The organism is Colwellia sp. 6M3 (assembly GCF_014077595.1).
Lineage (GTDB): Bacteria > Pseudomonadota > Gammaproteobacteria > Enterobacterales > Alteromonadaceae > Cognaticolwellia.
In genome coordinates this window covers 1-24046 of sequence record NZ_JACGWF010000035.1, presented here as the reverse complement: position 1 = coordinate 24046, position 24046 = coordinate 1, and the positions used below count along the sequence as shown (strand labels likewise).

Genomic DNA, 24046 nt, shown 5'->3' with positions numbered 1-24046 from the left:
TTAACCCGTCTGTACATCCATAACACTTTTAAAATATGCATTAGCAACTTTTTATCTAGATGCTGATTTAAAACAAGGGAAATAGTCTGGGTATATAAGTAGAGATTAAATCTCTACTGTAGGGCTAAGTGCATTAATTCTAATGCCATTCTTCAATTCTGTAGCTGCAGCTTTTACTAAATGATTCACAGCATTATTTATTTTTCAATTGTAGTTATTCATTATACGTTGAAAAGAAATTGTGTGTTTTCTTTGATGAGCTTCGAACGTTATGGCAACTTAGCTGATATAAATAGACTGACGTCAATCTTATTTACCTGTGCTTAATAAACTTTGTTTCTACCATTATTCTTGGCTTTGTATAAAGATATATCTGCACGACTAATCCATGATTCAGGTGTATCACCAATATTATACTCAGAAACACCTATAGATAAGGTTAATTTGATATCGTGAATAAACTTATGATTCTCAACAACATGACGTATTTTTTCAGCAAGTTTTTTAGCGGTTTTTAAGTTCATACTCAAGGGGGCAATAATAAACTCATCACCACCGTATCTGTAAAGTGAATCCAACACCCGTGTATGCTCTTTTACTAACTTGCATACAGATATTATAATTTGGTCTCCAATAGCGTGCCCATATTCATCATTTATTTCTTTAAAGCCATCTAAGTCCAGTAACAGTAAGCAAATTGAATATTGTTCACGGCTCTGGTTAGCAATTACGTCCGATAGCTTTGTTCCTAATAATCGTCTATTACCTGAAGCTGTTAATGGATCTATGGTCGCAAGTAGTGCTAGTTCGCGTTGTTTATTAGTGTATGCACGAAACATTACGAAGGATAGAGATGCTGTTAAAATAGTGGTGGATAAGATTGTTATGAACTCAATCAAGTTTGTATGTGGGTAAACAATGATTAGCATTATAGACAACAGTATTATGTTGATGATTTTTGCCAGTTTTACGGGCACTAAATAGTGGATTGCGATAATGGCAGGGGCTACCCAAAGAATTTGTGATTGTCCTTTCATTGCTATACTTGTAAGGAGTGCAATAGCTAAAAAAATGGCATTTAAAATTTTTACAACAGCTGTTTTTCGGGTTATAAATATGTACGAAAAAAAAACTAATAATGTTATTGATATTATGCCGTCAACAATCGCTAAAGTAATGTCACCGTAGTGCCAACGTAATATTGCAAACGGGAATATGCATATAGAGCCAAGCAAATTCAGAAATAGCAATACTTTCTCCGATACCCCTCTTTCTATCATACAGCTTTCCTTTTCCTGATGGTTTTCAATATTTACTTAGCTTAAAATCAGAGCACTTTAGTATATTTATATTAAAGCATTAATTAAGATCTAGGTAAACTTGTCACTGAAGAATATCAATAACATGAAAAAGAATGAGGTGTTGGGAAGAGGTTATAGGTGAATCCCCCTTAGCTCTCTAAGGGAACCCCTAGGTACTATTTTCCTTCGTCGTCTTTTAGTACTAAAGCAATCCAATTTTGACCTGTTTCAATAACTGATAACGTCGGTTTAGTGGCAATTACAGTCTTTAAATCTTCTACCCTAATGACCGCTATGGCGGAGGAGTTACCTGTTCAATTAAACGAAACATGGTTTCAAAGCGCCCTACACCTAGAGATAAGTTCAAACTTAAATTAGTCATGGCCTTTACTCTAAGCTGATATTACGGATATGAAATTTAACGATTTATAAATATAGATATTGTGTGGTTAAGCTGACTTCTGTTATTTGTAATTCACAGCAGTAACTATTCTTCTGAGCATTCGATAATTAATGCTTAGCAGATATTGAGATTTACTATCCCAAGCCTTTCTTAATCACGTATTGAAAAGGCACTTCTTTAATTTGTTGTTCAATAAGTTCATGCTCCATAAATCGACAAAAACTGGGAATGTCACGAGCAGTAGAAGGGTCATCTGCACTGACCAATAGTGTCTCACCGTTTGCCATTTTACGAATTTTCAGGCGCAGCATCATTACGGGTTCAGGGCAGCGAAGCCCAATCGCATCTAATTGTTGGTCGGTGTTAGAAAAAGGGCTATCGGTCATGCTTTGCTGAACCTGATTATAAAAAAGTATTTGGCGGCAATTTTAAAGCCTATTTAAAATGACGCAACTATAAATTTATTTATAATATTTTAATATCAAGTTGTTTTAGTCTGTCCTTAATTATATCAAGCCCAAATATCGCTAAATAAGCTATTAATTGTGCTGAATAGACTTGCTTTGTGATGTAAGGAGTGAATAATTGATCTATCGTTATTTTTCCAGGGTCATCAAATGCCGTTAGGTAGTTTCCGGTTTATCAAAACCATTATATTAAGTGGCTTATTAGCCAGCTCCTTTTCATTTGCAAATGATGGTAATCAGCAAAGAAATATTTTTCTTGAAGCTGAAAATCAAGTTTGGAACGCTAGTTCAGCCACATATCAAAACCTATATAAGCAATTACATTATTATCCGCTACAACCTTATTTAGATCAGAAAAGGTTAATGACCAAAATGAAGCTGTCGTCAGCGACAGAGATCAGCGAATTCTTAACAAAATACGAAGGAACTCCACTAGATTGGCCTTTAAGAAAGAAATGGTTAACCTATTTAGCTAAACGTAAGCAGCCAGTACTTTTTCAAGCATTTTTTAAACCCACCAGTAATGTCGAATTAACCTGCCAACATTATAGTTTTGAATTACAAACGGGTGTTGCGCCAACCAGAGTTTTACCTAAAGTGAGCGCTCTTTGGTTGGTGGGTAAGTCACAACCCAAAGTTTGTGATCCCATATTCAAAAAATGGCAACTAGCGGGGTATCGTACTAATGACATGATCTGGCAACGCATTGTGTTAGCGGCCGATGGTGGTAAACATAGCCTTATTCCTTACCTGACAAAGTTATTACCGGAAAAAGAACAAGCTTTAGCTAAGGTATGGCATAAAGTTCGACGAGATCCTGCTTATATTAGTAAGTTGTCTAGATTCAGTAATAAATCAGCACGTGAAGCTGAAATAGTAGCTTACGGTCTAAAGCGATTAATATGGCGATCGCCTGAAAAAGCGCTTGATACTTATGCATTAGCAAAAACTTTATTGCCATTTACTAAAGAACAAGAGCAACAAATTACCGTGAAGTTTGCGTTAGCGCTTGCCAGTAAAAATCATGCTGATGCTGCTAGTTGGCTAGTGCAGGTAGATGAAAAGTTATTTAGTAGTAATTTAACCCAGTGGTATATAACTGACGCGTTGCGCGACCAAAATTGGCAACATATAAAAGATAAACTATTAAAATTACCAACAACAGCGCAGCAGAGTTTACAGTGGCGTTATTGGTACAGCAGAAGTTTATTAGCTACTGATGATTTAGTGCAAGGAACTAAGCTCTTAAGCGAACTTGCACAAAGTCGACATTACTATGGTTTTTTAGCTGCTAGTTACTTAAATAAAGCGTCTAATTTTCAAAATATGCCACTTGTTGTTAGTGCAGAAGAAAAAGCGTTTGTGATTAAAAGCCCTGAAGCTAAACGAGCTTTTGAGTTGTTTGCGATAGGACGTTTTCATCATGCTCGCTTAGAGTGGAACTATTGGCTGTCTAAACTGAATCAGCGTGACAAGTTAGTTGCTTCAAAAGTGGCTAATGAAATGCAATGGTATGATCGTGCAATATTTACCTTAGCCAAAGTAGGCTATCTTAATGATGTTAATTTACGTTTTCCACTAGGTTTTGAAACTGAAATTAAACATTATGCTGATAATCAAAAGATTAATCCCGCTTGGGCGTTTGCAATAACAAGGCGTGAAAGCTCGTTTATGTCTGATGCAAATTCCCCAGCAGGCGCTAAGGGCTTAATGCAAATTATGCCGGGTACAGCGAAACAATTGGCAAAAAGAAAGGTTTCAAATCAGTATTTATTTAAAGCAAAAAATAATATTAAATTAGGCACGAAATATTTACGAAATTTACTCGACAAACATGACGGTAATCAGGTGCTTGCGACCGCTGCATATAACGCAGGTCCTTATCGAGTTAAAAGTTGGCTAAAAGATGCAGAGCCATTACCAGCAGACGTTTGGATAGAAACAATACCGTTTAAAGAAACCCGAGAATACGTTAAAAGTGTGCTAGCTTATCAGCAAATATATCAACATAAAGTCGGGCAAAAAGGGTCTTTATTCGACCTGATTATCGCAATGAATATCAACGAATAGCATTTTAGCTAAGCATTATAATCTTGCACTAAACACGGTATAATTAATATCAAAGAAATTTAGAGAGTTACCAGATGAATAAACTAGCAAGTCATTATCCAGCTCATGTTGCTGAGTTGCAAAAACGAACTAAAGCCGTATTAACAAGAGAAAATCTTGAAGGTTTAGTCATTCATTCTGGTCAAGAAATTAAGGCATTCTTAGACGACAACAGTTACCCATTTCGAGTGAACCCGCACTTTAAAGCTTGGTTACCTTTGGTTGACGTTGCTAACTGTTGGTTGATCGTTAACGGTTCAGAAAAACCTACCTTGATATATTACCAACCTGTTGATTTTTGGCATAAAGTTATTGGCTTAGCGGATAACTATTGGAATGAATTTTTCGATATAAAAATTCTAGCTAAAGCGAGTGAAGTTGATAAGTTATTACCTTACGATAAAAAATCATTTGCTTATATTGGTGCTCACATTGAAGTGGCAAAAGCGTTGGGATTTGAACATATTAATCCAGAGCCGCTAATTAACTACTTGCACTATCATCGCGCTTATAAAACCTCATACGAGCAAGAGTGTATGCGTCGTTCAAGTGCGATTGCGGTTAAAGGACATAAAGCAGCAAAAGCAGCATTTTTTGATGGCGCCTCTGAATACGATATTCAACATGCTTATTTAAAAGCAACACAACATGTAGAAAGTGAAACACCTTACGGTAATATCGTGGCGTTAAATGAAAACACTTCAATTTTGCATTACACCGCATTAGATCGTGGCGTACCACAAGCACACCGTTCTTTTTTACTTGATGCCGGTGCTAATTTTCATGGTTATGCTTCAGATATTACTCGCACGTATTCTTTTAAACGTGACCGCTTTGCTGAGCTAGTTGCCCGTATGGACAGCTTAATGTTAAGCGCCGTAGATGCTTTAAAGCCAGGCCTGAGTTATGTAGATCTGCATATTGCCACTTATCGTGAAATTGGTAAGGTGTTAAAAGAGTTTAACTATATTAATGTTGATGTAGATACTGCCGTAGAAACTGGCATTATTTCGACCTTTTTCCCGCATGGTTTAGGGCATCATTTAGGGTTACAAGTACATGATGTAGGTGGATTTATGGCAGACGAGCGTGGTACACATGTTAATACCCCAGAGCCTCATGCATTTTTACGCACATCTCGCGTAATAGAAAGTAATCAAGTATTTACGGTTGAACCCGGATTGTATTTTATTGATTCATTGCTTGCTGATTTAAAAGCCTCACCCCACGGAAAGATGATAAATTGGCAAGAAGTTGATGCTATGCGTCCATTCGGTGGTATCAGAATAGAAGATAATATTATTGTGCACCAATCGCATAATGAAAATATGACACGAGATTTTGACTTAAACTAAGACTATATACGTGTCTAAACCCTATCAAATAGCGGCTCAAGCAATTATTGATGAAACAATAGTTACCCGTAGTCGCTTTATTTGTTACCTTCAGCCTTGTGCAAGTAGTGCAGAAGCAAAAGCTTTTATTAAAAGCTTACAAACCATGCACCCACAAGCTAATCATCATTGTTATGCCTTTGTTGCTGGTCGTCCCGAAGATAGTCAGTTATATGGATTTTCAGATGACGGTGAGCCATCAGGTACTGCAGGTAAACCTATGCTAGCAATGCTTATGGGCAGTAATATTGGTGAAGTTTGTGCTGTTGTTGTGCGATATTTTGGTGGAACTAAGTTAGGACCAGGAGGGTTACAAAGAGCTTATGGTGGTAGCGTTAAGCAAGCACTGGCTATTTTACCAACAAAATTGAAAATTCCTATGGTACGTAAAACACTAGCGTGTCAATATACCCAAGTGAATGATGTACTATATTTTATTGAACAAATTGGTGGTGAAATTATCCAGCAAGACTACAATGAAACCGTGGTTCTTACACTCGCAATACCAGATGAAAAAATTAAGCTTTTCCAGCAGCAATTACAAACAATGTCTGCAGGGCAGCTAACCCTACAACCCATAACCTAAAAGCAATAATAAACTACTGTGCAATTTAAAAATATCATCCGAATATTAGGTTTATTAGTCGCTTTACTAAGCGTAACTATGCTGCCGCCCGCTTTTATTTCTCTTGTTTATCGAGATGGTGGTGGTGTTTCTTTCTTAATGTCTTTTCTTTTTTGCCTAATAGCCGGACTTTTATTTTGGTATCCGTACCGAGCTGAAAAAAGTGATTTAAGGGCGCGTGAAGGCTTTTTAATTGTTGTCCTTTTTTGGACCGTTTTGGCAAGCTTTTCAGCTGTGCCCTTAATGTTATTAGATCAACCTAATCTTTCTGTTGCTGATGCCTTCTTTGAATCTTTTTCTGGCTTAACTACTACCGGTGCTACTATTTTAACGCAGATTGACGGCTTGCCACACGCCGTGCTTTGGTATCGCCAACAGCTACAATGGTTAGGTGGTATGGGTATAATCGTTTTAGCGGTAGCTATTTTACCTATGTTAGGTATTGGTGGTATGCAGCTATATCGAGCCGAAACCCCAGGCCCAGTTAAAGATTCAAAAATGACCCCGCGTATTGCAGACACAGCTAAGCATTTGTGGCTTATTTATGTATCACTTACCACGGCATGTGCTTTAAGTTATTGGGCTGCAGGAATGAGCTTATTTGATGCGGTATGTCACTCGTTTTCAACTATCGCCATTGGTGGCTTTTCAACTCATGATTTAAGCATGGGCTATTTTAATAGTCCATTGATCAACTTTATCTGTGTATTTTTCTTACTGGTTGCCGGCGTCAACTTTGCACTGCATTTTGCCGTTGTTAACAGCCGCTCACTGCGCAGTTATTTTTATGATTCAGAATTTAAAGCTTTTTTGAGTATCCAATTTACCTTAATTTTTATCTGTTTTATTGTCCTAACAAGTTTTAACGTTTATCAATCAGGTTTTGAAAACTTTGAGCAAGCGCTTTTTCATGCGGTTTCTATTAGCACCACTGCAGGTTTTTCAGGTACATCTGCTGGCGAAGCTACGTTTTCTAACTGGCCCACATTACTCCCCATTTTATTGATTTTTTCGAGCTTTATTGGTGGCTGTGCTGGTAGCACCGGTGGCGGTATGAAAGTCATCCGAGTGGTATTACTTTACTTACAAGGTATACGAGAATTAAATAAATTAGTTCATCCTAAGGCAGTCTTCACCATCAAACTCGGCAATAAAGCCTTACCTAATCGTGTTGTTGAAGCTATTTGGGGCTTCTTCTCTGCCTATGCAGCGGTATTTGTTATTTGTATGTTGTTGCTTTTAGCGGCGGGTATGGATGAATATTCAGCATTTACTGCAGTAGCCGCATGTTTGAATAATCTTGGTCCTGGGTTAGGGCAGGTAGCGGCTAACTTTGCTGACATTAATGATTTTAGTAAGTGGGTATTGGTTGTTGCTATGTTGTTTGGGCGCTTAGAGATATTTACTTTGCTGGTGTTATTCACACCAGCATTTTGGCGAACCTAATTCACATTGTTTGAATATTAATTAGGTGTGTAAATTAGAAAAACGTTATTGCATCTAATTGAAATAAGGCTTCAACGTCGCTTATATAACGTTTGTTAACTAAGAACAATACCACATGATCTTCTGCTTGAATTCTAGTATCTGAATGCGCAATAAATACTTCATCGTCACGTACAATTGCGCCAATGGTAGTCCCTGGTGGTAACTTAATTTGTTGAATAGTTTTACCAACCACCTTTGATGACCTCTCATCACCCTTGGCGACGATTTCGATCGCTTCAGCCGCACCACCACGTAAACTATATACATTATCGATATTACCACGACGAACATGGGTCAATAGTGCTGATATTGTTGCATGTTGGGGAGAAACTGCAATATCGATGTTACTACCGTGTACTAAGTCAATATAAGCGCTGCGCTGGATTAACACCATGGCTTTGCGAACACCTAAACGTTTCGCTAATAACGAAGACATTATATTAGCTTCGTCATCGTTGGTTACGGCAATAAACACATCAAACTGATCAATATGTTCTTCCATTAGCAGTTCTTGATCAGACGAGTCGCCGGTAAAAACCAGGGTATCGTTCAACTCAGACGCTAAATAAGCTGCACGTTTAGCTGAATGCTCAATTAATTTAACTTGGTGATTTTTTTCTAATAGGCGAGCTAACCCAGAGCCGATATTACCACCGCCGGCGATCATGATTTTTTTGTAGGGTGCCTCTAGCTTTTGTAGCTCATTCATCACGGCGCGAATATGTATTGAGGCAGCAATAAAGAATACTTCATCGTCAGCTTCAATTACGGTAGTTCCTAATGGACGAATAGGCTTACCATTTCGATAAATGGCTGCAACCCGGGTATCAATATTCGGAATATGCTCACGCAAGGTGGAAAGGGCATGTCCTACTAATAAACCGCCGTAATAAGCTTTAACGGCAACCAAGCTAACTTTACCTTGAGCAAACTCTAATACTTGCAATGCGCCTGGGTAATCAATTAACCGAGCAATATCGCGCGTTACTAGCTGCTCTGGCGCAATAACATGGTCAACGGGAATATTTTTATTTTGAAATAGTTCATCTTGATACTTAAGGATTTTACTTGAACGAATACGAGCAATTTTATTGGCGGTATTAAATAAGGAATAACAAATTTGACAAGCAATCATGTTAATCGCGTCGTCGTTGGTTACGGCGACAACTAACTCAGCATCTTCAGCGCCAGCTTGCTTTAGTACATCAGGGTGAGAACCATGACCAACTACAACGCGTAAATCCATTTTGTCTTGTAATTCACGCAAGGTTTCGCTGTTGGTGTCGATTAGCGTAATGTCGTTTTTTTCACCGACAAGATTTTCCGCTAATGTGCCACCAACTTGTCCAGCACCAATAATTATAATTTTCATTTAAGATTGCTTTTATTGTTGTGTTTTAACTAATTTAGCGTAGTAAAAACCATCCATTGAATTTTCGCTGGTCAGTATTTGCCAGCCAATATCGTCGGTGTTTTGGGTAATTGATATATGTTTTGCATCAGGATTTTCATCAACAAAACGTTGAACTTGCTGACTATTCTCTTCAGGCAATACACTACATGTTGCATATAGCAAAGTACCACCGGGTTTCAGCAAAGACCATACATTTTTTAATATATCTTGCTGTAAGTCAGTTAATACATCGATGTCTTGGCTTTTACGCAACCACTTTATATCAGGGTGACGTCGAATGACACCTGTGCCAGAACAAGGAGCATCTAATAAAATTCGGTCAAATAATTGTCCATCCCACCATTTTTCAGGTGTTGCTGCATCGCCGGCAATAACATTTGCTTGCAGATTAAGGCGCTCAAGATTCTCATGCACTCGCAGTAAACGGGTCGCTTCAATATCTAAGGCAGTCATGGCTTTAATTTTTGGACTATATTCGAGAATATGGCAAGTTTTACCACCGGGTGCTGCACAGCAATCGAGTACGTTATCATCAGGTTGGCAATCAAGTAGAATTGCAGCTTGTTGTGCTGCACCATCTTGAATTGATACCCAACCAAGTTGAAATCCAGGAAGCTTGTTTACGTCAACAGCTTCAATTAAGCGAATGGCAGATGAAGTTTTATCAATATAGGCAAATTCAATGCCGGCTTCTGATAATAATGTTAAATATTGCTCAAGGCTATGGTGAAGCGTATTTACTCGCAACCACATCGGTGGTCTTTCCATATTTGCGATGAGAATAGCTTGCCAACTGTCAGGGTAGCTAGTTTGTAATTTTTTAATAAACCAAGACGGATGATTATATGCGATAGCGGCAGGTAGCTTAGTATTATCAGGCTGATTATTACTTTCAACCAATTGAGCTTGCTGGCGTTGAAAGTTTCTTAATATACCATTAATAACACCTTTTAAATGTTCACACTTTAAGGGCTTGCAGGCAGAAACTGTTTCGTTAAAAGCGGCGTGATCTGGAATACGGGTATACTTTATCTGATAAATGCCAACCAATAATAAGAAATGACCCACACGCTGTTTGCCAGTTAATGGCTTTTTAATAAAGTCACGTACATCATGCTCAAGTTCTGGTAAGTACCTTAAAACGCCATAACAAAGTTCTTGTAGTAGCCCTTTATCTTTAAGGTCTATTTTTGCAATTTGTTGTGGTAATTCATCTGACAAGCTACGACCTTTATCAACAACAGCAAAGGTGCAACGGGCAGCGAGGGCTCTAAGATTAGCGGCCATAATTAAGTTAACCCTTGTTGAGGTGACGTGGAACCATTGATTAATTGGCCTTTGGCAAACCACAGGGCTTTACCATTAAGTATATCGGCTACGGCTAATGCTTTTTTGCCCGGCAGTTGTAATGTTTCGAGCCTAAGCGCATTGGTCGTTGTGGCAACGACAATGCCTTGTTTATCGCAGCTAATAATCGTTCCAGGTGTTTGTTTGTGATCAAGCGTTATAACACTGGCTTGTAATACACGAATACGATGTTCATTATCGTTTTCGTGAAAAGTAAACTGAGCGACAGGCCACGGAATATATGCCCTTATTGTACGATCAAGTACTGCAGCAGGTTGTTGCCAGTTTATCTCAGCGTCTGCTTTATCAAGCTTGGCGGCATGGGTAGCTTGGGTATTATCTTGAGGCTGGCGTTTATATTCACCTGAAGCCATAAGCGTTAATGTTTCTAATAACGCTGTTGGACCAAGCGCTGCTAATTTGCTGTATAAACTTGCGCTAGTGTCAGTTGATGTAATGTCGCAGGTAGCGGTTAAGATCATATCACCAGTATCTAGGCCTTTATCCATTTGCATTATGGTAACGCCCGTTTGTGGATCGCCAGCTTCTAAAGCACGTTGAATGGGCGCTGCACCACGCCATTTTGGTAGAATAGAGCCGTGAACATTAATACAACCTAATCTTGGTGTTTCTAAAATTACTGTTGGCAGCAGTAAACCATAAGCCACCACAACCATAACATCTGCTTGGTAACTGGTTAGGGTTAGTTGTGACTCTAAAGATTTAAAGTTTTCAGGCTGCTGAACAGGGATATTATTTTCTAACGCTAATAACTTAGTGGCACAAGCCGTGAGCTTTTTACCACGCCCGGCAGGTTTGTCAGGAGGGCAATAAACCGCAACAACATTGTGTTGTGATTGCAAAAGTGCTGCGAGGTGTTGCGCAGCAAAATCTGGTGTGCCAGCAAAAATAATATTTAATGGTTGTGTTAAGTCGTTGGACAAAGGTATTTCCAAAATGCAATTGAATTAAATTGTTCTACGTTTGAAAAAGATTAAGCGTTTGCTTTATCTATGCGTGCTTCTTTTTCTAATTTTTTCTTAATACGTTGGCGTTTTAGTGGCGATAAGTAGTCAACAAATAAAATACCATCAAGATGATCGAGTTCATGTTGAATACAAATAGCTAATAGTTCTTCTCCGTCTAAGGAAAATTCTTTGCCATTTTCATCGAGCGCGGTTACGGTCACGGCAACACTTCGGTCAACTTTTGCATAACAGCCAGGTACAGATAAACAGCCTTCTTCATTAATAAGCGTATCGTCACTTTTACGTGTGATAATAGGATTTATTAAGACATAAGGATGTTCTTTGTTTTCAGAAACGTCCATAACGACAATTCGTTGGTGTATATCAACTTGAGTTGCTGCCAAACCGACACCATTTTCATCGTACATGGTTTCAAACATGTTGCTGATAATAGTGCGAATTTCATCATTAACTTCAGTTACAGGTTGTGCTTTGGTTCTTAATCTCTCATCAGGAAATCGTAATACAGGTAAAATAGCCATAATTTATCAAAAGAGTTCGCGAAATATCGCATAGAGTGTTATGTTTCAATTTTAGCCATTAATTATAATTAATCATAGTGGTTTAGGATAAAACCTATAATAATAGGCAGATTAACATGCTAATAAGAATATTTTCGTTGATACTTGGCTTAACTTTGTCATTATCTTTACTGGCTGATGAGTTAACAATTAAGTCAGATGCCCCTAAATCTTATGTCGTTAAGAAAGGGGATACCTTATGGGAAATATCCGGTATATTTCTCAATCAACCTTGGTTGTGGCCTAAATTATGGCGCCTTAACCCAGAAATCAATAATCCCCATTTAATTTATCCTGGTGATGAATTACGCCTAGTTTTTGACGAACAAGGCCAACCTATGTTGGTTAAAGGTAAACCTGAACTTAAATGGTCGCCTAAAATTCGTAAACAATTAAAAGATCAAAACCCAGTGAGTACGTTACCGTTGCACGCTATTGCACCTTATATTCGCTACGACAGTGTAAAAAGTGCAGCTGAATTAGAAGGGCTTCCTCGCATTATTGGTAGTGATGAAGGCTACAAATCTAGTATCGACGGTTTGAAAGTTTATATTAATAGTGACCTGACCATAGGTCAAAGCTATGGCGTATATCATAAAGGTGATGCCATTGTTGACCCTAAAACCAATGAAAACCTTGGATATAACATTAGACTTGTTGGCACCGGTAAAGCAACACACACTGGTGATATGAGTAAAATGCAACCTAGTACCATTTATATTGATGGTGCAAAACGTGAAATTCGTTCTGGTGCTTTTGTTATCCCAGTAAATGAAGGTCAACAATATCCTTCTATTTTCACTATGCGTGCAGCATCACAAACCTTAGAAGGGCTTATTGTAAGCTCTGTTGCTAAGTTACGTGAATTTGCAAAATTTGATGTCGTAATGATTAATAAAGGCAGTAGCCAAGACATGCAAGTTGGTGATGTGCTTACTGTGAAGCGTAAAAGTCCTGCAGTAGTTGAAACAGATAGTGGTCCACAATACACTAAAGATACTTCACGCTGGAACAAGTTAGCCAGCGACAATTTGTCAGATTACGATATGCCTGCAGAATCTATTGGGCAAGTTATGGTATTTAGAGTTTATGATAAGGTCAGTATGGCGCTAATCTTAAACTCTGAAAAACCACTTCGTGTGCTTGATGGAGTTGCCGCGCCGTAACCTTTGAGTTAGCCACTCTTAAGGAGAAGCAAGTGGCAAATAATATTAATAGCAGTGAAGCATTAACATCAACACATTACTGGCTAGCCGTGAAAGCAATTCCACGGTTAGCCAGCCATAAAAAAATTGCCTTAGTTGAAAAATATGGTCTAACGGCTTTGTTTTCAGTATCGACTGATTTAACTAAGTCAGGTTTAACCAGTAATCAGCAACTCGCTATATCATCACCTGATTGGCAAACATTCTCAAAAATAATCACTGATTCACATCAATGCCAAAGTCAAATTGTGACCTTTGACTCACCCGCATATCCTCTATTATTAAAAGAAATTTACGATCCTCCCATTGTGTTTTTTATTCGTGGCAATATTGATTTATTGTCATTGCCTAAAATGGCTATTGTGGGCAGTCGCAATGCAACCGTGTCAGGCCGTGAAATAGCCTATAAATTAGCAGGAGAATTATCCGAACAGTTTGTTGTAACCAGTGGTATGGCTTTAGGTATAGACGCACAGGCACATTTAGGCGCATTGAATAATAAAGGTTTTACTATTGCCGTTGTAGCGACCGGTTTAGATATAACGTATCCGGCTCGACATAAAGTTTTACAAAAAAATATTATTGAAAATAATGGTCTAATTATTAGTGAATTTCCCCCTGGTGTAGCGCCAAAGGCAGGGCACTTTCCAAAACGAAACCGTTTAATTAGCGGTTTAAGTTTGGGGGTTGTTGTAGTTGAGGCGTCACTAAAAAGTGGCTCTTTAATCTCAGCACGTTGTGCATTAGAACAAGGTAGAGAAGTATTTGCCGTACCCAGTTCAATTTATAATATACAAGCCAAAGGCTGCCATTGGTTAATTAAACAAGGTGCTAAACTTGTAGAGGACATTGCCGATATAGTAGAAGAGTTTGATGATATTGAATCAGAAGATTTAAACTTAAGTAGAAACAAAGAGAAAGATAATCCGACAGAAAAAATAGAAGAACAAGACTTGTGTAACGATTCAATGTTAGCTAGTGTGGGATATGAAATTACACCTGTAGATTTGGTGGTTTCACGATGTAAACTACCTATCGATGTAGTGCTAACACGTTTAACAGTGCTTGAACTTAGGGGACTGGTATCTGCTGTACCAGGGGGTTACCTTAAATTAAATAGGGGCTAGTTATGTTTGATATCTTGATGTACCTTTTTGAAAATTATATTCATAGTGAAGCTGAAGTGATGGTGGATCATGAATTACTTACGGATGAATTAACTCGTGCTGGTTTTCACCAAGATGAAATTTATAAAGCACTGGCTTGGCTAGAGAAACTTGCTGCCTTGCAAGATACCGAGACTTATCCTTATTTAACAAGAGTAGGTAATAAATCTATTCGGATTTATACCTCACAAGAATGCCAAATTCTAGATGTAGAGTGCCGTGGCTTTTTGATGTTTTTAGAGCAGGTAAATTTATTAGACTTTATCACTCGTGAAATGGTTATTGATCGGGTGATGGAGTTAGATACTCAGTTCTTTTGTATTGATGATTTAAAGTGGGTTGTATTGATGGTGCTATTTAATGTGCCAGGTAAAGAAAATGCCTACTCTCAAATGGAAGACCTTATTTTTGATGAACAAGAAGGGCCTTTACACTAACGCTTTTCTCATGCGTAATTTGTTGGAAAATTACGCTACAGTTCATGTCATAAAATATGACATAATAGCGATCTAATTTTTTAGGTGTCTATTATGTCAAATCCCGAAAAACCATTATTTTCACGTCATGAACATGCCTTAGAAAAAGCCAATGAAGTCTGCCCTGATTGCGGCGCTAAACTTGTTATTAAACACAGTAAGTCAGGTTCTTTTTTTGGTTGTGTTACTTACCCTGAGTGTCAACATACTCGAGCTGTTGTAGAACATGAACGCGTTGACGACAAAATATTAGTAGGTAGTGAATGCCCTGAATGCAGTAGTGAACTTGCCGTTAAGCAAGGCCGCTATGGTATGTTTATCGGTTGTACAAACTACCCAGAATGTCACCACATTGTTGCACAAGATAACAATGAACTCGAACAACAAAACGTTACTTGCCCACACTGTAAAAAAGGCAACCTACAGTCAAAAGTCAGCCGTTTTGGCAAAACATTCTATTCTTGCGATCACTATCCAAAATGTAAATTTGTCGTCAATCATGAACCCGTTATGGGTGAATGCGAAAAGTGTGGTTTTGGTTTGTTATTGAAAAGGCAAATGGCGGCAGGAGAAAAACTCCAATGTGCGTCTAAACCTTGTAGTCATTTTCAGAAAAACGAATCTGTTTGATATAAAAAAACCAGCAACTTGCTGGTTTTAGTAAAGCATAGTTTTTAAGACAATTTAACTTAGTTTGTTTTTGAAACCAGTAACATAAGGTTTAAGCTCTTCAAATGCCGCTTCAGGTAAAATATCCGCTAATAGGCTTAATCGCTCAGCTAATTGTTTTTCAGAATTGCCAGAGACATTAATATGGCCCATTTTTCGGCCAGCGCGTTTACTTTTCCCATACCAATGCAAAGTAGTACTGGCGACATTCAAGATAGCATTAGGTACTTCATCTTCACCCAGTATATTGATCATAGCTGAAGGACGAATTAACTCGGTACTACCTAAGGGTAAGTCGCAAACCGCACGTAAATGGTTTTCAAACTGACAAGTATCTGCACCTTGTTGTGTCCAGTGTCCTGAGTTGTGAACCCGTGGGGCAATTTCATTCACCAGTAATTGTTCATCAATTTGAAAAAACTCTATGGCTAATACACCAACATAATTTAACTCATTGGCGATACTATCAAATACTTGCTTAGCTTGTGCTTGTAGAGTTTCATTTACTTGCGTGGCAATCGATACGCTTAAAACACCATTGGTGTGATGGTTTTCAGTTAACGGATAAACTACGGTATTACCTTGGCTATCACGAGCACCCACTAGAGAAACTTCTCTATCGAAAGGGACCATTTGTTCAGCTACAACCGCGTGTTGAACACCTTGTTCACCGCCATCAAAAAAAGCTTTAATATCTAGCCAAGTTTCATCTGCTTTGGCTGTATCTTTTAATCGCCACTGACCTTTACCGTCATACCCGGCTAAAGCACTCTTTAAAATTAGCGGAAAAGACAAGTGAGCTAACGCTTGGTCAAAGTCTGCTTTTGTTGCAATAATTTGGTGTTTAGCATTGGCAATATTACATTTTACTAGCAGGTCTTTTTCTAATCTTCTATCACCACCAACTTTAATTGCTTGGCTCGACGGGCGAAGTTTTCCAGATGCTTGGCACAAGGCAAGGGTTTGGTGATCTATATGCTCAAATTCAGCGGTAATAAAATCTGCGAACTCAATGCCTTGCGTTAAGTTACCAAAAATAATATTTGTTGAAAGCGGGTCAACTACATTACCTGAGCCAACATCGAAAGCGCGTATATTAATATTTAAAGGCTTAACAGCTAATGCCATCATACGAGCAAGTTGTCCTGCACCTAATACTAAAACATTCATTGAACTAGCCTTATTCAGCAGGGTTTGGATTATCAAGAATTGTTTGTGTTTGTTCAGTTCTAAATTTTTCAACCGCGGCTTGTACTGTCGGGTCGAAGGTACCAATAATCTGTGCGGCTAGTAAACCTGCATTTGCAGCACCGGCAGTACCAATAGCTAGTGTACCAACAGCAATGCCTTTAGGCATTTGTACAATAGAGAGCAGAGAATCTTGACCACTTAACGCTTTTGATTGAACTGGAACACCTAACACCGGCAAACTCGTATAAGCAGCTGTCATACCTGGTAAATGTGCAGCGCCACCAGCGCCACCTATAATAACTGTAATGCCTCTATCTCTAGCGCTTTCTGCATATTCAGCTAATAAGTGTGGTGTTCTGTGTGCTGAAACAACTTTGGTTTCATAAGGAACATTAAATAAATCTAACATTTGCGCAGCATGCTGCATGGTTGGCCAGTCTGATTTTGAGCCCATAATAATTCCAACTTTCATACGCGATGTGCCTTTTGATAATGTGATTAGAGACCTAACGTTATAGCGAGCAGACTGGCTTTAGCATTAGGTGAAATTTAATGGCAGATTATACCGCGTTTATAAATTTTCTGAAACGGGAAATCTATTTCGATTATTTTGAATAAATAATACTTTATTTATTCTCATGTTGATAATGTTGAGAGCCTCGTAATCAAAACGATAAAGGTTTACTCTTTAGATGCAACATGGCTGATTAAACTAACCCTACAGTGGATTTTATAAGGGCAGCCTTTAAATGTTTAACCAAACTTTATTCTGAAATATTAAGTCGAGACGTTATAGACCAAAGGATGATTTTTTATTTTGATTTTCAGCGTATGATTATTTTATTTAAAATGCAAAGTGTCGCTAAATTTTATAGCAGAAGCGGATTATGTGTTTGTTCATTGTGCTTTAGCCACAAGTAAAGAGGACGCTCATGAGTAATATTTACAATCAAGGCTTGGATAAAGTCGCAGCGAATAGTCAACCATTGACACCGATTAATTTTTTAAATCGAACAGCTGATGTTTATCCTGACAAAGTAGCAATTATCCACGGTAAGCAAAAAATCACTTATCAGCAATATCGTAAAAATGTTCGTAGATTAGCATCAAGTCTGATTAAGTTTGGCGTTAAGCCCGGACAAACCGTTAGCATTATGGCGGCAAATATTCCGGAATTTCTAGATGCTCATTTTGCTGTGCCACAAATAGGCGCGGTACTTAATGCTATTAATATACGTCTCGACGCACACAATATTGCTTTCATATTAGATCATGGCGAATGTGATGTGTTGTTAACCGATACCGCTTTTTCATCTGTGGTTAAAGAAGCGCTCGCTATTTCAACGCGTAAACCGCTGATTATTGATATTGATGATAGTGAAGGCCCTGGTGGAGAAAAAATTGGCACTATGGATTATCAAGAGTTATTAGCGCAAGGCGATGAAAACTTTTCACAATCTTTCGTACAGGATGAATGGCAAGCATTAGCATTAAATTATACTTCCGGAACTACCGGGAACCCCAAAGGAGTAGTGTATTCACATCGCGGTGCATACCTTAACTCTATAGGTCATAATTTTATTTGGCCAACCAATAATAAAACCAACTACCTTTGGACCTTGCCAATGTTTCACTGCAATGGTTGGTGTTTTCCGTGGACTATTGTGGCAGTAGGGGGCACGCAAATTTGTTTAAGGCAAGTCGAAGTAGGCGCTATTGTGAATGCGATGATCGATCATAAGGTAAGCCACTTTTGTGGTGCACCTATTGTGCTTAATATGATCTTAAATGCAGATGAAGAATTACTAGCGAAATTACCCAAAAATATTAAAGCGATGACTGCTGGCGCACCACCACCTGCAGCGGTAATAAAAGGTATCGAAAACCTCGGTATTGAAATAACACAAAGCTATGGTTTGACAGAAGTTTACGGTCCTTGTGTCGTGAGTGAATGGAAAGATGAATGGAATGACAAAAGCCCTGATGAACGAGCAGCATTAAAAGCACGTCAAGGTGTGCGTTATCCGACTCAAGAAGATGTTGACGTACTCGACCCAGACACCATGCAGCCTGTTCCTGCTGATGGAGAAACTATGGGTGAAATAATGTTTCGTGGTAATACCACCATGAAAGGTTACTTAAAAAACCCAACAACAACGGACGAAGCTTTTGCTAATGGATGGTTTCATTCTGGCGATTTAGCGGTGAAGCACCCCGATGGCTATATAGAAATTCGCGACCGCTCTAAAGATATTATAATCTCGGGTGGTGAAAATATTTCATCGGTTGAAATAGAAGGCGTACTTTATATGCACCCCGCTATTTTAGAAGCAGCTGTTGTAGCTAAAAAAGATGAAAAGTGGGGCGAAACCCCTTGTGCTTTCGTTGGATTAAAGCCAGGTCAAACATTAACCGAACAAGAAGTTATACAACACTGTCGTGAGCATATGGCGGGCTTTAAAGTGCCTAAAACCATCGTTTTTAGTGACCTACCTAAAACATCTACCGGTAAGGTACAGAAGTTTGTATTACGACAGCAGGTTAAAGCGTTGTCTGAGGCTTAAGCTAACCCAAAAGCAAAGTTGAACATCGTAACGGTAAGCGTTTTATTAACGCTTACCGTTTTTTTATAGCTAAGCATGTAGTTTAGGCATAAAAAAAGTATAATCACGGTTAATTAATCTTTACTTAACTTACATAATAAAACCAATGGCTACAGCATTAGAAACATTTCAAGAGGGTGGCGTTTTAGCTTATCCGACCGAATCCGTATTTGGTTTAGGTTGTAATCCGGATAACGATGAGGCAATTGAAAAATTGTTGTCGATTAAATCACGTTCAGCAGATAAAGGTTTAATTCTACTTGCCGGTAACTACTCTCAGCTTTTACCTTATATAGATGACAGTAAAATACCACAAGATAAACGCTATGCTGTGTTATCACGTTGGCCTGACGGTATTACACAGTTAGTCGCTAAAAATGCGAATATTTCGGCGCTATTAACAGGGCGATTTGACACGATTGCTGTGCGAGTTACCAGTCAACCAGACGTTGTTGCGCTTTGTTTAGCTACTAACAAACCCATTGTTTCTACCAGTGCTAACTTAAGTGGGCAGCCCCCAGCTAAAACGTGGCAAGATATTCCAAGTGACCTCGCTGATAAAATTGATTTTATTATTAAAGGTAAAACCTTAGGCTTTGAACAGCCTTCTACTATTATAGATGCATTATCTGGAGATATTATTCGCTCATGAGCACTGTAAATATCAATGTTGTAATTGAATTTCTAAAGTCCTTACAGGACCAAATTTGTACTTCTTTAGAAGCCGCTGATGGAAGCGGTAAGTTTATTGAAGATAACTGGGTGCGTGCAGAAGGTGGTGGCGGTAGAACTCGTGTACTAACTAACGGCACTGTTATTGAGCAAGGTGGCGTAAACTTCTCCGTGGTTTCTGGTGATAAATTACCACCATCGGCAACGGCGCATCGTCCAGAATTGGCTGGTCGTAAATGGCAAGCTTGTGGCGTTTCATTAGTTATTCACCCTAAAAATCCTTTTATTCCAACATCTCATGCTAATGTGAGGTTTTTTATTGCGGAAAAAGAAGGCGAAGCTCCGGTATGGTGGTTTGGTGGCGGTTTTGACCTCACACCCTTTTATCCTTTCAAAGAAGATGTTGTGCATTGGCATCAAACAGCCAAAGATATCTGCCAACCTTTTGGTGATGATGTTTATCCAGAATATAAAAAGTGGTGCGATGAATACTTTTATTTAAAACATAGAGACGAAACACGTGGTGTTGGTGGTCTATTTTTCGATGATCTTAATAAATGGGACTTTGAACAATGCTTTGATTATATCAAAGCGGTTGGTACTGGTTTTATTGATGCTTATGTACCTTTGATGGAAAAGCGAAAAAACACTCCATTTGATGAGAATAATCGTCAATTTCAGCTTTATCGTCGTGGTCGCTATGTCGAATTTAATTTAGTTTTCGACCGTGGTACTTTGTTCGGTTTGCAATCAGGCGGTAGAACAGAATCAATTTTAATGTCGATGCCACCTTTAGCGCGTTGGGAATATAATTTTCAAGCCGATCCAAATAGTCCAGAAGCTGCACTACAACATTACTTAGTGCCACAAGACTGGTTACATTCCGCTTAACTACCTGCTTAACAACCCGCTTTAAAGCCCAAGTAGCATAACAGCTAATTGGGCTTTAAAAATATCGAGTTACTGTTTTATACTTATTGAAAAATTCATCCCAGTTTTATTCAGGTTTTAAACAAACCTTGTGCCAGATCAAATTATCAAAAATCGAGTCAGCGTAAAATTACCTTAATGAACCAACAGTTTATTTTCATCTTTACAAAAGGTAATGCTTTCATGAAAACTTCAATAATTAAGGGATTAATTCTCTCAGCAATAACACTTTCACCACTAGCGATTGCTAATCAAGCAGGTGACTTTCTTGTTCGTGGTGGTGCAACATTGATTAACCCTGACAATAGTAAATCAAATATTATGTTAGGCGGTGCTGACTCAACAATGACCCTAACAAATGGCAACAACACACAATTAGGGCTTAACCTTGTCTACTTTTTCGATAGTAACTGGGCAATCGAGCTTTTAGCGGCCACTCCTTTTAGTCATGATATTACTATTCAAGATAAAAATTCAGTGCTTGGCGTAAATGGTGAAAATTTAGGACAAGTAAAGCATTTGCCACCGACACTCAGCGCGCTCTATTATTTTGAAACTAACTCGGCGTTAAAACCATATGCAGGTATCGGTTTAAACTACACAGTTTTCTTTGATGAGGGATTTTCAACAGGGCCCAAGTCATTAGGATTAAGTAATCTAGCATTAGACGACTCGTTCGGTTTATCCGTTCAACTTGGCGCAGATTATCAGCTAGATGAAAAATGGTCTTTGAATGCGTCTATTCGATATATCGATATTGATACTCAAGCAACCTTTGACGTGGCTGGTAACAGTATTGGCAAAGCAGATATTAGCATCGATCCTATGGTTTATTCCTTGATGTTAGGCTATAAGTTTTAAATTAAACAAAATTGTTATAAAAAGCAGTAACTGTGTTGCTGCTTTTATGTTCCTATCTTTTCATAACTGCGTTAACCTTAGGTTAAACACTTAAGCTAGAAACCTCATGGATCAATATCGTGTATTTGGCAATCCAATTGCCCAATCTAAATCACCCTTTATACATCAAAAATTTGCCGCACAATCTAAGCTCATAATAAACTACAAGAGCGAATTAGTTACATTAGGGCAATTCGAAGTGGCCGTTAATAACCTGATTGCAAATAACGGTAAAGGTGCCAATGTTACAGCGCCTTTCAAAGAACAAGCATTTGCAATGTGTGATGAACTTAGCGAAAAAGCCAAATTGGCTGGCGCTGTTAATACTTTAATTTTTACCAAAGATATTATCTATGGCGATACGACAGACGGAATAGGCTTAGTTAGCGATTTACTTAGGCATCAAGTGACCTTAAAAAATAGTAATATTTTATTGTTAGGTGCTGGCGGTGCTGCCAAAGGAGTTGTACAAGCCTTATTCGAACAATCGCCTAAATCATTAACCATTGCCAATAGAACATTAAGCAAAGCTCAAGCTATTGTAGAGCAATACCCTAATAATGCTATTAAAGCGATCACGTTTACTGATACTGAAGAATTAGCCTTTGATGTTATTATAAATGCAACCTCGGCGGGTTTATCGGGTGACAGCTTACCTATCTCAAATAAAACCATCCAATATGCAAATACCTGTTACGACATGGTCTATGGCAAAGAACCCACAGCATTTCTAAAACAAGCAAAATTGCTCGGTGTTGAACATATTATCGATGGCTTGGGCATGTTAGTAGGGCAAGCAGCTGCAAGCTTTCAGTTATGGACAGAAGTGAACCCTGATGTCGAACCTGTACTGCACTCGTTAAGAGAACAATTGCTATAACTGCATAAAAAGAGAAATAACGATATGAACCAAGCTATTATATTTAACGATGACTTACATTTTAATAAGGCGCATGACGCTTGGTCTTTTACTGGACAACTGTCAGGACAGAGGATAACGATATATTTTCATTCAATGCAATTAAAGCAGTTAGCAGAAATAACTAACTGCACAAAATATGATTTAGAAGAGGTTACCGAACTCTGGCTCGAGAAAAATGAGCCAGAAGGTGATGAAATACATATTGAAATGAAGTAAATAATATCGCTCACTAGCTATTAGCTAAATACTCAGCCTTTAATTCTACATAGTTAATGGCTGACTGCTTTAGAAAGTTAGCTTCACTTTCTTTCAACTCTCTAGCCTGCTTTACAGGGTTACCTACATATAAGTAACCACTTTTTAATATTTTGTTTGGTGGGACTAAACTACCTGCGCCTATAAATACATCGTCTTCTATAACTGCACCGTCCATAATAATAGCGCCCATGCCAACAAGAATTCGATCACCTAACACACAGCCGTGCAACATACACTTATGACCGACAGTAACATCGTCACCAATAATTAATGGATTACCACTAGGGTTACCTGAACTTTTTCGGGTGACATGCAAAACGCTACCATCTTGTATGTTACTTCTCGCGCCGATAGTGATTTTATTTACATCACCTCTAGCCGCGACTAATGGCCAAACACTTGTATCATCACCTAAAGTAATGTCACCAACAAGCACAGCAGACTGATCAACATAAACAGCATTACCTAATGTAGGAGTAATACCACGATAGCTTCGGAAATTATTATGCATAAATATAAGACTTTTTAATGGTTGATTTAGATATATTAGCAAAAACCAGCCATGAAATAGCAATCTTCATATATATAGTTTTATTTAAGTAACTAAAGATAACGCCAAAGAGCACAATAATAGTAGCTAAGGTCGTGCAATTAATCAGCGTATCGAACATTAAAAACTCAACCACAGCAAGGGTTGTACAAATAAAAAGCAAACAAACATCTTTTCGCAATTTAATTGCATTTAGGTGTTGACGTGAGGTCAAAAATCTCTAAAATGCGCTCCAGTTCCAAGGGGTCACCCTAACGAACTGTTTTAATAAGTTATCTAACGCGGTTTAGGCTGAATTGGTTAACTTAACGTTTTAAAGATAGGTTTTGAAAGTTTTAAAAACTTTTAAAATAAATTCAAATAAAACGTTGACATTAAAACTGAGTTGCGTAGAATGCGCATCTCGC

23 protein-coding genes are annotated in these 24046 nt (G+C 38.3%); 14 read left to right on the top strand and 9 right to left on the bottom strand.

Features of this window, described 5'->3' with window-relative positions; genetic code table 11:
• Positions 1–323: 323 nt before the first annotated feature.
• Positions 324–1280 (bottom strand): GGDEF domain-containing protein, encoded by a 957-nt coding sequence (locus H4J50_RS09565; protein WP_182255974.1) that lies wholly within the window; start codon positions 1278–1280, stop codon positions 324–326.
• A 558-nt stretch (positions 1281–1838) separates the two neighbouring features.
• Positions 1839–2090 carry a sulfurtransferase TusA gene (tusA, locus tag H4J50_RS09560; RefSeq protein WP_182255972.1) on the bottom strand — a complete coding sequence of 84 codons (252 nt, stop codon included), beginning with the start codon at positions 2088–2090 and terminating at the stop codon, positions 1839–1841.
• A 231-nt stretch (positions 2091–2321) separates the two neighbouring features.
• Between tusA and H4J50_RS09555 the strand changes: the two genes are divergently transcribed.
• The 4 genes from H4J50_RS09555 (at position 2322) to H4J50_RS09540 (ending at position 7745) form a co-directional block, all read left to right on the top strand.
• A complete protein-coding gene (locus tag H4J50_RS09555; RefSeq protein ID WP_182255970.1) occupies positions 2322–4241 on the top strand; it encodes a transglycosylase SLT domain-containing protein in 1920 nt (639 codons plus the stop codon).
• Positions 4242–4315: 74 nt separating this feature from the next.
• On the top strand, positions 4316–5635 hold the full coding sequence (gene pepQ, locus H4J50_RS09550) for a Xaa-Pro dipeptidase (protein WP_108454508.1): 1320 nt from the start codon (positions 4316–4318) through the stop codon (positions 5633–5635).
• Positions 5636–5645: 10 nt separating this feature from the next.
• On the top strand, positions 5646–6260 hold the full coding sequence (locus H4J50_RS09545; RefSeq protein WP_108454509.1) for a YigZ family protein: 615 nt from the start codon (positions 5646–5648) through the stop codon (positions 6258–6260).
• Between the two features lie 18 nt (positions 6261–6278).
• Positions 6279–7745 carry a TrkH family potassium uptake protein gene (locus H4J50_RS09540; RefSeq protein WP_108454510.1) on the top strand — a complete coding sequence of 489 codons (1467 nt, stop codon included), beginning with the start codon at positions 6279–6281 and terminating at the stop codon, positions 7743–7745.
• Between the two features lie 34 nt (positions 7746–7779).
• On the opposite strand, the gene trkA is transcribed toward H4J50_RS09540, so the two are convergent.
• The 4 genes from trkA to def are packed head-to-tail and all read right to left on the bottom strand — an operon-like array spanning position 7780 to position 12058.
• Complete coding sequence (gene trkA / locus H4J50_RS09535; protein ID WP_108454511.1) at positions 7780–9159, bottom strand: Trk system potassium transporter TrkA; 1380 nt, start codon at positions 9157–9159, stop codon at positions 7780–7782.
• 12 nt (positions 9160–9171) lie between these two features.
• Positions 9172–10488 carry a 16S rRNA (cytosine(967)-C(5))-methyltransferase RsmB gene (gene rsmB, locus H4J50_RS09530; protein ID WP_182255968.1) on the bottom strand — a complete coding sequence of 439 codons (1317 nt, stop codon included), beginning with the start codon at positions 10486–10488 and terminating at the stop codon, positions 9172–9174.
• 2 nt (positions 10489–10490) lie between these two features.
• Positions 10491–11492 (bottom strand): methionyl-tRNA formyltransferase, encoded by a 1002-nt coding sequence (gene fmt, locus H4J50_RS09525; RefSeq protein WP_182255966.1) that lies wholly within the window; start codon positions 11490–11492, stop codon positions 10491–10493.
• Between the two features lie 50 nt (positions 11493–11542).
• Positions 11543–12058 (bottom strand): peptide deformylase, encoded by a 516-nt coding sequence (gene def, locus H4J50_RS09520; RefSeq protein WP_108454514.1) that lies wholly within the window; start codon positions 12056–12058, stop codon positions 11543–11545.
• A gap of 116 nt (positions 12059–12174) precedes the next feature.
• Between def and H4J50_RS09515 the strand changes: the two genes are divergently transcribed.
• The 4 genes from H4J50_RS09515 (at position 12175) to H4J50_RS09500 (ending at position 15574) form a co-directional block, all read left to right on the top strand.
• On the top strand, positions 12175–13263 hold the full coding sequence (locus tag H4J50_RS09515) for a LysM peptidoglycan-binding domain-containing protein (RefSeq protein ID WP_108454515.1): 1089 nt from the start codon (positions 12175–12177) through the stop codon (positions 13261–13263).
• A gap of 32 nt (positions 13264–13295) precedes the next feature.
• The gene (gene dprA / locus H4J50_RS09510; protein WP_239059044.1) at positions 13296–14429 is read left to right on the top strand and encodes a DNA-processing protein DprA; all 1134 of its coding nucleotides are present in this window, start codon (positions 13296–13298) and stop codon (positions 14427–14429) included.
• A 2-nt stretch (positions 14430–14431) separates the two neighbouring features.
• The gene (locus H4J50_RS09505; protein ID WP_108454516.1) at positions 14432–14905 is read left to right on the top strand and encodes a DUF494 family protein; all 474 of its coding nucleotides are present in this window, start codon (positions 14432–14434) and stop codon (positions 14903–14905) included.
• A gap of 93 nt (positions 14906–14998) precedes the next feature.
• Positions 14999–15574, top strand: a complete 576-nt coding sequence (locus H4J50_RS09500) for a type I DNA topoisomerase (protein ID WP_108454517.1) — start codon at positions 14999–15001, stop codon at positions 15572–15574.
• Positions 15575–15628: 54 nt separating this feature from the next.
• Here H4J50_RS09500 and H4J50_RS09495 read toward each other — a convergent pair whose 3' ends face one another.
• Entirely contained in the window at positions 15629–16783 is a 1155-nt protein-coding gene (locus H4J50_RS09495) for a 5-(carboxyamino)imidazole ribonucleotide synthase (protein ID WP_182255964.1), read from the bottom strand.
• Positions 16784–16793: 10 nt separating this feature from the next.
• Positions 16794–17276 carry a 5-(carboxyamino)imidazole ribonucleotide mutase gene (purE, locus tag H4J50_RS09490; protein WP_108454519.1) on the bottom strand — a complete coding sequence of 161 codons (483 nt, stop codon included), beginning with the start codon at positions 17274–17276 and terminating at the stop codon, positions 16794–16796.
• A 460-nt stretch (positions 17277–17736) separates the two neighbouring features.
• Between purE and H4J50_RS09485 the strand changes: the two genes are divergently transcribed.
• The 6 genes from H4J50_RS09485 (at position 17737) to H4J50_RS09460 (ending at position 23047) form a co-directional block, all read left to right on the top strand.
• A complete protein-coding gene (locus tag H4J50_RS09485; RefSeq protein WP_182255962.1) occupies positions 17737–19368 on the top strand; it encodes an acyl-CoA synthetase in 1632 nt (543 codons plus the stop codon).
• A gap of 145 nt (positions 19369–19513) precedes the next feature.
• The gene (locus H4J50_RS09480) at positions 19514–20059 is read left to right on the top strand and encodes a Sua5/YciO/YrdC/YwlC family protein (protein WP_182255960.1); all 546 of its coding nucleotides are present in this window, start codon (positions 19514–19516) and stop codon (positions 20057–20059) included.
• Positions 20056–20970 carry an oxygen-dependent coproporphyrinogen oxidase gene (gene hemF, locus H4J50_RS09475; protein WP_182255958.1) on the top strand — a complete coding sequence of 305 codons (915 nt, stop codon included), beginning with the start codon at positions 20056–20058 and terminating at the stop codon, positions 20968–20970. Before H4J50_RS09480 ends, hemF begins: the two co-directional genes overlap by 4 nt.
• A 222-nt stretch (positions 20971–21192) precedes the next feature.
• The gene (locus H4J50_RS09470) at positions 21193–21870 is read left to right on the top strand and encodes an OmpW family protein (RefSeq protein WP_182255956.1); all 678 of its coding nucleotides are present in this window, start codon (positions 21193–21195) and stop codon (positions 21868–21870) included.
• 106 nt (positions 21871–21976) lie between these two features.
• A complete protein-coding gene (aroE, locus tag H4J50_RS09465) occupies positions 21977–22789 on the top strand; it encodes a shikimate dehydrogenase (RefSeq protein WP_182255955.1) in 813 nt (270 codons plus the stop codon).
• Between the two features lie 24 nt (positions 22790–22813).
• Entirely contained in the window at positions 22814–23047 is a 234-nt protein-coding gene (locus H4J50_RS09460) for a hypothetical protein (RefSeq protein ID WP_182255953.1), read from the top strand.
• A 13-nt stretch (positions 23048–23060) separates the two neighbouring features.
• Here the strand turns inward: H4J50_RS09460 and H4J50_RS09455 are convergent, their stop codons facing one another.
• Positions 23061–23600 carry a gamma carbonic anhydrase family protein gene (locus H4J50_RS09455; RefSeq protein WP_182255951.1) on the bottom strand — a complete coding sequence of 180 codons (540 nt, stop codon included), beginning with the start codon at positions 23598–23600 and terminating at the stop codon, positions 23061–23063.
• Positions 23601–24046: the final 446 nt, after the last annotated feature.